Consider the following 9,486-nt stretch of genomic DNA (forward strand, 5'->3'; position numbering starts at 1 on the left):
GGGCATGGGGCATAGGGTAGAAGCTACTCGATGACCTGTACTCTTTGCCCTCTGCTCCATGCTTTATGCGCATAGTTCGTTATATAATTTTGGGAATTGCCCTCCTTTTGTGGGGAGCGGGCTTATCAACCACCGTAGCCCGATGGTTTTATAGAACCAGGCTTATCATTGACGATTATCGGTATGGCGACTTGTATCGCCTTGCTCCTTTACCACAATTTAAGCAGCCTCAGCCCCTTTGTCCGTCGCCTGATCGGTCGAGTGATACGTCCTCTACTCATCTTTATATAATTGGCGACAGCTTTACGGAACCTCAACGGCTGAGTAAATCTGATTTTAGGGTGAGTCATTTTCAGCGGGTAGCCTGGGCCTATACACAATCCGCTCAGCTTGACTCAACGAAACGTAACGTATTGCTGATCGAATCCGTTGAGCGTCATGTCCGGGAGCATTTTAGCCAACCTATTACGGAACTAGTTGTAGCAGATGATACCAGCAAACTCACTGCTCAACGCCCGGCGCTTTACAAACGCATTTATGATGACTTTCATCGGACCGACGTAGAGGAGCGGCTTGAGTCAGCTTTGTTTAGTCATGACTGGGCTTTCTGGTTTAAGGAGTTGAAAGCGCAGCTTACCTTTGAATGGTTTGATCGGGCTTATACAAGTGTGAGTTTATCGAACGACAGGAAAAACATATTCATTGCTTCCGACACTGATACAACCAAAGCCAAAATTCTGAATTCCTCGTTCTCACCCTTAACGGACCGGGAAGTTAATACGCTGGTAGACAGCATCAATTCTGTAGCAGACCGCTATCGAATGCTGGGTTTTAATGAAGTGTATTTATCGTTGATTCCTAATAAAGCAAGTATTCTGGAACCTGACCGTGGTGTTTATAACCACTTGATTGAACGCATCCAGGCTAACTCCAGGCTACGTGTTCCTACTGTCGATACGTATGACGCCTTCAGCAAAAAACCAGCGAGTATGTACCTGAAAGGCGATACCCACTGGACTTGTGAAGGACGATCGATCTGGCTTGACCTAATACGTCAGAAGCTGCGAATCTGAGCTAAAATTTAGTTTAAATATGGCAGATACGGTTCTAATTGGTTCGTATCCCGAAAAGCCGTAACCTGATGAAGCTTGTTGTTATAGGCATCATAGCGGAGTTCGACGTAGAAATCGCGAAGGTTATATAGTAGGAAAATATTTTCGCCTTCGTAGCGATTCGCGAGAATGTCACCCGAAAAATAAAGTGTGTCGAGCTGCTGCTCGGCGGAGAGCTTGGTAAAATCGGTGGGTTGCATAAGCAGAGGGGTTGACAGGCGAAGTAAGCAAAAAGCCGTCGGCCTGCCAAATCCCGAATCTGACTTTATATAACACAACTCAAACAGTTTACCATACAATTAAAACAGTTCTAATTATTTCGTTCAACGTATCTGTTTCAAAACCAGGTTAATCAACGTACTACCAAACCCTGCCTTTCTATCTGATACGTTGAACGAAATAATCTGATGTATTAACTAATTTTTACTTCCTTCCCTGATTTGGCGGCAGCGTAAATAGCTTCGACAATTCGAATGTCTCGTAATCCTTCTTCGCCTGGCGCTATCAAAGGCTTTTTATTCATGATGGCTGCGGCATCATCGTCCATTTGCTGGGTCTGCTGCCAGGGTACCTCGTAAGGATGCTCAATTTTACCGCCTGCGCCCCATACGCCCTTTTGTCCATTGTAGGCGGAGTACGGCTCTACCCGCAAGGTTCCTTTCGAGCCCACTACGTCCAGGAAATTCATGTTCATGCCATAGCTAGTCTGAACGGCGGCCCGTGCACCGCTTGGAAAAATGAGCTGGGCCATCGTCGTTTCGTCAAGACCATTTTTGTACACATCAGGCCGGGCCGTGTACTGCTGAGCTGTAACAGCAATCGGCTCTTCGCCCGTTGCCAGCCGCGCCCCCTGCAATACGTATACGCCCATGTCATACATGACTCCTCCGCCCATTTCCTTCTTTTGTTTCCAGTGATTCGTACGCGCGTCATAGTAAGCGGCCGAGCAATTGACCATCTGAATTTTCCCGATTTTTCCATCACGAAGCCCCTTCATCCACTCCTGGGTATTGGGTTCATGCTGAAGCCGGTAGCCTACTGCCAGCGATACTTTGTTTTTTGCACAGGCATCGATCATGTTCTGACATTCTTTCGCCGTTACGGCCATCGGTTTTTCTACCCAAACATGCTTGCCCGCTTTAGCCGCCCGTACTACGTATTCTTCGTGCATAGAGGGTGGCAGCACTACGTAGATGACGTCGATATCAGGATTATTAGCAACCTGATCGAACGTTTGATACGTGTAAATATTCTTATCGGGAATGTTGTATTGCTTTTTCCATTTCTCAGCCTTCTCGGGCGTACCCGTCACGATACCAGCCAGATAGCAGTTTTTCGTTTTTTGAAGGGCTGGCGCTAACAGATCGGTACTGTAATAACCCAGTCCGACCAGGGCAACGCCTAGTTTATCTTTTACTGGCCGCGTGGCTGACCAAAGTGTTGTGGGAGAAAAAGTTACGGTAGCACTAGCCAGAGCAGTTGTCTGAAGGAAGGTTCGTCGGGAGGTCATACTGTTTTTACTAGTTAAGATTGTAAGGTTAACGTTTCAGATTCAACCAGCTTGTTCAAAAGTTGGCACTTAAGCTTGAAACTACAAACATCAGTCCATAAACTCAAACCTTTTTTCGAACCCACAGGCCAGGCTTTTTTGTTGACAATACGGGTTCTAACTAACGAACACCCTATTTTTGCCGCATGTCTAAGAACGTAAATATCGGTTTGGTACAAATGAGTTGCTCGGCAGACGTCGAGGCCAATATTCAGAAAGCGATCAATGGAATTCACGAAGCCGCTCAAAAGGGTGCGCAAATCGTTTGTTTGCAGGAACTGTTTACATCGCTGTACTTCTGCGACGTAGAGGACCATCATAATTTCAGTTTAGCCGAAGCCATTCCTGGGCCAACCACCAATCGTTTGGGGGCGCTGGCGGGCGAACTGGGCGTTGTTATCATAGCGTCGCTGTTCGAGAAACGGGCGCAGGGACTTTACCACAATACAACGGCCGTACTGGATGCTGACGGTACGTATCTGGGCAAATACCGGAAGATGCACATTCCGGATGATCCGGGTTATTACGAAAAGTTTTACTTTACACCCGGTGATCTGGGCTACAAAGTTTTTGATACCAGGTTTGCCCGAATTGGCGTATTGATTTGCTGGGACCAGTGGTATCCGGAAGCGGCCCGCATTACGTCGCTGATGGGCGCCGAAATTCTTTTTTATCCGACGGCGATCGGCTGGGATACGAATGAGCCCGATCCTCAACAAAACACCGAACAATACAATGCCTGGCAGACGATTCAGCGGAGTCATGCCATTGCCAACGGAGTTCACGTAGTGGCGGTAAATCGGGTTGGTCGTGAAGCTGATCAGCAGTTTTGGGGCGGTTCGTTCGTGGCCAATCCTTTTGGGTCGTTACTTTATCTGGCTCCCCACGATCAGGAACTGGTTCATGTGCAATCTGTTGATTTAAGCCTTTCCGAAAAATACCGTACGACCTGGCCTTATTTCCGTGACCGACGTATTGATTCGTACCAGCCCATTACGAAGCGGTACATTGATGAGTAAGATTTAGTACCGACAGCTAACGAATGCTTTTACCGGTTGCCCTCAACGTTTACAGGGGCAGGGCGGCTGGTAAATAGCGAACGCACCACTACGTCCGGAAATCAAGTTTTTCACCAAACTTCAGCTACCAATTGAAGCTATCTATGAAATTATTTGCCTTGTTTTTCGTGGCTGGTTTGACTGGAGCAAGTTTCTGGTTCTGGCAGCGTATTCCGCCCAGTCCGGTTGCCGTAGAACTACAGGGGGCACTTCCTGCACAGACAGCGCTGCAAACCACCCCTCGAGCACAGTTTACGCCTACTACCCGAAAAGGATATTATAACATGGATGTAGTGGGTGACTTTACGCTGCCTTCAACAAAAAAGCTTATTTTCAACGGGGCAGGACGTAATCTTCACGTTCAACAGGATCGAACGAAGATTTTCCGACGAGGTTTTTCGGCCGTCGACAAAAGCCGGATGGTGCCTAACGTTGAAATTTGGGGGGGGGATTATCCACCTGCAGGCTGGAAAAGTCAGTTATCCATTCCTCAGCGTTCGCTGATTATTTACCAAAATTATTTTAGAGACTCATTTGGTATAGCCTGGGCCGCCGACAATAGTAAAGCGAATGAGGTAATCTATAAAAGTGCTTCGACAGAAATAGGTCGAAAAGATCTTCAGATTGCGGCTGAGTTAAGAGGTAACTGCGTCGGTTTTGGCGACTGCCCGGCTGAATGGAAAAATACGTTCGGTACAGTTGTTCTGGATATCGAAAATAATTACGGCATCCGGCACGAGCAGGAACAGGCTAATCTATACACCTTTATGATGAAAACCATGAAGGAAAACGCCAGCCCACAAACAGAAATTGGCTCGATTGACCCCATACCACACAATAATTACGGATACTGCCGGGCCAGCGATTATATGGCCCCTATTGATGCCAATTGCCGACTACCGGCCAAACACACGGCTACCAGCCGGGAACGTGGTATGCCTGACGACATCGTCGGCAAATCGTACGACGACTACGCCGATTTTTACATGCCGGGGACGTATTTCCTTTATCCAGAACTGGATTATTCGGCCCGACACGTACTGGATGGCGACCGTCATTGGCTGGCTGGTCAGTTGGGCGAACAGGAAGTAAGCCGGAAATTGTCACCTAAAAAACGTATTGCCTGGTTGTGGTTATTTAATACCCAAAATGGCGATTTTCCTAACAGCGCTAAGGCTGAACATCCGGCTCCGCCTGTTGTGGCCGAAGGGTTAGCCATTTTTTACTGGTTTACAGGCGCTTACGGCGGCTTATTCTGGGATGACCATAACGAACTTACGCCCGATCAGCCCTCTCCTGCTGATCCGATGCAGCAGGGTACCGGTAATGACCGTAATTACGCCTGTTATGAGCATTATATCCATGGTCTCTGGCGACTTTTCAAGCACCATAGCGATCTGTTTAATGGAAAAGAGTCGTATCTTAACGAAGAAACAGAATGCTCTTACGACGGCGGAAAAACCTGGTATAAATACAATGCCAATCAGCTAAAAACCCGTGATTTACCTTTTGTTCGAGCCATAGTCAATGGCAATCAGATTCTGGTGGCCGCGACGAAGGCTTATGCCGGTCCGAAGGATAGGACTCGGGTTATGCTACGTTACGTGCAAGATGGCTACAATTTCTACACAACCCTTAACCTCAAAGGCGATGAAATTTACCTTGGCCGAGCTACAATGAAGTAGCGTCTCCCCCGAGCAAACCTCTTCCTCTCTACCATAGCAACCTCACCATGTATTTTCTTCTACTGATCGTGTCGTTTACAGCGGCTACGCTTAGCCTCTTTCTGCGACATAACGCTTGCTACGGTTCCTATACCGCCCTAAGGTTGGCCTTTATTAAAAGTCTGATTCTTCATGGAGCGTCCGTCTTTGTTTATAATGAAGTTTTTTCCTTTTTCAACCTGATTACTCCCCTAACGGCTCGGCTTTACTGGCTCCTGGTGGCAGTGGCAACCGTACTATGGCTGAATCGCTCGCTACGTAGTAAAATCACCTTACCTGAACTAACCTACCAACTAAGGCATATCCTAACGCTTGATACCATTGACAAGCGCAGTCGTTTTTTGATCTATACCGGGCTTATAATCATTGTTTTACCACTGCTGATTCTGGCCGTTTATGCTCCTCCCAGTAACTATGATTCCCACCAGTACCATCTCATGCGAATACTTTACTGGCTAAACGATCATAATCTGGATCATTTTCCAACGGTACACGTTCAGCAGCTCTATCACAATGTTTTTTCTGAGTATTTAGTCTTGCATACTTTTCTGCTAACTGGCTCCGATTACCTGGCTAACGTTATTCAGTTTGGCGCTATGCTCGGTACCGTAACTGCAGTGAGTCTGCTGGCCAAACGCATGGGTCTGGGGTATCGAGGTCAATTGCTGGCCGGGATTTTGATGCTCTGCTTACCAATTGGTTTATTTGAAAGTACAACTACTCAGAATGATTATATAGCCTGTTTCTATTTCGTTAGCTTTGTTTTGTTCGGCTATTGGTTTCTCCGTTACCCCGATCGTACTACGTTAGTCTGGTGCCTGTTAGCACTTGCATTTGGGAGTTTCACCAAATACCCAATCCTCTTCTTTGCGTTGCCCTTTGCTATCTATCTGGCGGTTCAGATTCTACGGCGTCAGGGATTTCTGTTTGGTTGGGGAACGCTGGTCGGGGCGATTCTGCTGTTTGCCATCCTGTTTGCGCCCTTTTTTGCCCGAAACTACGCCGTCTTTGGTTCAATTATGAGTCCGCAAGAGACGTCCCGGCTAAGCGCGGAGAAAATTCCAGTCGATAAATTTTCCGTGGCTCACTCCGTTTCAGGCGTAGTTAAAAACGCCGGTTTGCACATCGGCACCCCTTATTCGCCTTATAATATTAAAGCGGATTCCGTAATTGTGGGGTTCCATCGACTAATTGGGGTTGCTGTTGAAGATCCTGCCATCAGTAAAGACCAATTCCAGGTCAGGTTTTCGATGCAGGAAGATATGGCACCTAATACGGTTCACTTTTTTCTTCTCCTCGTTGCCACTTTACTTCTATTTACCCGCCGGGGCCATTCGTCCGCTAAGCTGCTTTTTAGTTTATCGCTGGCTGGCTTTGTGCTGTATTCTAGTGTCTTCAAATTTCAATTATACAGCTCACGCGTTCACATGTCATTTTTTGCCATAGGCTGCGTAATAACGGCATACGTGTGGCAAGGCATTTTTAAACGTAGCGGATTTTATCTGACTTTGCTTTTATACGTAGTATCGATGGCTGTTGTATTCGGAAATCCGAGTAAAATGGTCATACCTATTCGCTATATAGCGCAACGCCTTTTAGCGCACGTCCCCAGTTACGTTTGCTTACCGACGGCGGATCAACAGCGCACGTATTACCAGGTTTTGAATACGTCTTACCAATATAGTCCCTCTCCATTGTGTCTCTCGTTACGTCAGGCCTATAATTACGGAGATCGGGCTAAAATCTTTCATAAGCTGGATTCACTTTCTTTCTTTCGGCAGAGCAAAGAGGAAAGTGTTCTGTACGAACATCGTGCCCAGGCGTATTTTACAAATCATCCTCATCATTATAAAGAGTATGCTCCTTTGCTGGCTTACATTGGCCCGGATGTTAAGAATATAGGCTTTTTGCCAGGGTCTGATTCTGGATTCTATCACTACTGGAGTGCTCTGAATCAGCAAACCGATCATCCGGTTGAGATGGCTTACATCCGCTATTTTCGGGAATACGCTAATTTGCCAAATGCCCAACGGGCGTTCTGCTACAATTACATTCTTTCCGACGATGCGGAGTTGATACGTTCGCTAATTAAGCCCGCTGACATAACCGAAATTCATTCATCAGGTAAACTAGTACTGGTTCGCCTAAAGCGTTTTTCCTGCCAGACCTATCTGTTCTGACCTTTTAATCAAGTCATTGAGTAATCAGCCGCTGGTATCGATATATTTGGCTATAACACGAAAACCATGTACACTACCTATACATCGGTCATCATCCCCTGTTATAACGAGCAAGAAGTCATTCGTGAATCGTATCGACGGTTAACACACGTCATGCGGGTTAATTTTGAAGCGTACGAGCTGCTCTTTATAAACGATGGTAGTAAAGATAAGACACTATCCATTTTACAGGAACTGGCCCAACAGGATCCTCACCTGAAAGTTCTCTCCTTTTCGCGTAATTTCGGTCATCAACCTGCTGTTTCGGCGGGCATTTCACAGTGTGCAGGCGACGTAGCGATTATTATTGATGCCGATTTACAGGACCCTCCCGAACTCATTCCGGATATGGTCAGGCTGTATCAGGACAAAAACTGCAACGTTGTATATGCCGTTCGAAAAAACCGCCAGGGCGAAACAACGTTCAAAAAATTAACCGCTAAACTATTCTATCGAACAATTGATTACCTCTCGGAAGTGTCTCTGCCACTCGATACCGGGGATTTTCGCCTGATTGACCGGAAAGTGATCAATGCATTCAACCAGCTTCCCGAACGTAACAAATACATCCGCGGGCTAATTAGCTGGGTAGGTTTTCGGCAGGAACCGATTTCTTATGAACGAAATGAGCGTTTTGCGGGCGAAACAAAGTATCCGTTACGTAAAATGCTGCGCTTTGCCCGCACGAGTCTGCTATATTTCAGCAATAAACCGCTACGTATCGCTTCATCCTTAGGCGTAGCCGCCGTGGTAATCGGTTTACTGCTTTCGCTCTGGGTCCTTTACGTAATGGTTTTCAAGCCCAGCGAACTGGTTCATGGCTGGTCGTCTACCCTGATTATCGTCGTTTTTTTTGGAGGGGTGCAAATGATGACCATCGGCATACTGGGCGAATACCTGAGCAGTATCTTCAATGAAATTAAAGGTCGTCCTGAGTTTATTATTGACGATACAGTCAATATATCGTCTAAACCATTGGTTTCTGAACCCACATAAATGCAGGAATTACCTACTTCAATAAAGTCTATACCATCGTCAGTACTTACTAATTCATGAATCTTGGGATTGAAATCGGCGGAACGAAGTTACAATTGGTTACGGGTGACAAAACTGGACAGATTACTCAGCGATTTCGATACGTCGTCGATCCAGCTCAAGGAGCCGAAGGTATTTTAGCACAAATTGCGGGGTGTATTCAGCAACTCCCGGAGAAACCCCAGGCCATTGGCGTTGGCTTCGGCGGACCGGTCGATTGGCAATCCGGACGTATTGCTACCTCGCATCAGATTGGTGGCTGGTCGGGTTTTGATCTGGGCGATTGGCTTCGAAAGCAAGTTCCCGGTGCTACCGTACGTTTAGAAAACGACGCGAACGTAGCAGCCATTGGCGAAGCGCTCCAGGGCGTAGCTACCGGCTTTGCCAATGTATTTTACGTAACACTAGGCAGCGGAGTTGGCGGAGGTATGGTAGTTAACCGCCAGCTCTATCACGGTGCCATGCCAGGCGAAGCTGAAATCGGTCATTTATGGCTTGTGCCACCGAGCGATTCCTCGCCGGGGCAAACGATCGAGCAAACGGTATCGGGTTGGGCAGTTGACCGGCAGATTAGCGATTTATTGCCCCAGCTTCCTGACGATTCTCCTCTGAAACAAGCCGTTCAACAAGCGGCCAGCGAAAATCCTCATCAGACAGGAGGACAAGCCCGGTTTCTGCACCCCGCCTACGAAGCCGGTGATCCGGTTGCACGTATGCTCATTGAGCAAATCGGTTCGGTGTTAGCCCTAGGACTCTCCCATGTTGTTCATCTATTTCACCCCGATGCTA

The 9,486-nt window shown here is 47.1% G+C and carries 8 protein-coding genes; 6 read left to right on the forward strand and 2 right to left on the reverse strand.

The features are described from left to right. The first annotated feature begins 65 nt into the window (after positions 1-65). Complete coding sequence (locus ACOJS8_RS16165; RefSeq protein ID WP_420149580.1) at positions 66-1,073, forward strand: hypothetical protein; 1,008 nt, start codon at positions 66-68, stop codon at positions 1,071-1,073. An 8-nt stretch (positions 1,074-1,081) separates the two neighbouring features. Here ACOJS8_RS16165 and ACOJS8_RS16170 read toward each other — a convergent pair whose 3' ends face one another. Together ACOJS8_RS16170 and ACOJS8_RS16175 are read right to left on the reverse strand one after the other, a co-directional pair. Continuing rightward, positions 1,082-1,312 carry a hypothetical protein gene (locus tag ACOJS8_RS16170; RefSeq protein WP_420149581.1) on the reverse strand — a complete coding sequence of 77 codons (231 nt, stop codon included), beginning with the start codon at positions 1,310-1,312 and terminating at the stop codon, positions 1,082-1,084. A 212-nt stretch (positions 1,313-1,524) separates the two neighbouring features. Then, positions 1,525-2,622, reverse strand: coding sequence for a Gfo/Idh/MocA family protein (locus ACOJS8_RS16175; RefSeq protein WP_420149582.1), 1,098 nt, complete (start codon positions 2,620-2,622; stop codon positions 1,525-1,527). Between the two features lie 185 nt (positions 2,623-2,807). On the opposite strand from ACOJS8_RS16175, the gene ACOJS8_RS16180 reads away from it, so the two are divergent. From ACOJS8_RS16180 to ACOJS8_RS16200, 5 genes are all read left to right on the forward strand, one after another. Further along, positions 2,808-3,680, forward strand: a complete 873-nt coding sequence (locus ACOJS8_RS16180) for a carbon-nitrogen hydrolase (protein ID WP_420149583.1) — start codon at positions 2,808-2,810, stop codon at positions 3,678-3,680. 143 nt (positions 3,681-3,823) lie between these two features. Next, positions 3,824-5,404 carry a hypothetical protein gene (locus tag ACOJS8_RS16185; protein ID WP_420149584.1) on the forward strand — a complete coding sequence of 527 codons (1,581 nt, stop codon included), beginning with the start codon at positions 3,824-3,826 and terminating at the stop codon, positions 5,402-5,404. A 47-nt stretch (positions 5,405-5,451) separates the two neighbouring features. Then, complete coding sequence (locus ACOJS8_RS16190; protein ID WP_420149585.1) at positions 5,452-7,623, forward strand: ArnT family glycosyltransferase; 2,172 nt, start codon at positions 5,452-5,454, stop codon at positions 7,621-7,623. Positions 7,624-7,689: 66 nt separating this feature from the next. Further along, complete coding sequence (locus tag ACOJS8_RS16195; protein WP_420149586.1) at positions 7,690-8,658, forward strand: glycosyltransferase family 2 protein; 969 nt, start codon at positions 7,690-7,692, stop codon at positions 8,656-8,658. 56 nt (positions 8,659-8,714) lie between these two features. Then, positions 8,715-9,486 (forward strand): ROK family protein (locus tag ACOJS8_RS16200; RefSeq protein WP_420149587.1); only part of this gene is annotated, 772 nt, incomplete at its 3' end.

Origin of the sequence: Spirosoma sp. (genome assembly GCF_048594605.1) — a bacterium.
In the GTDB taxonomy this organism is placed as follows: Bacteria; Bacteroidota; Bacteroidia; order Cytophagales; family Spirosomataceae; genus Spirosoma.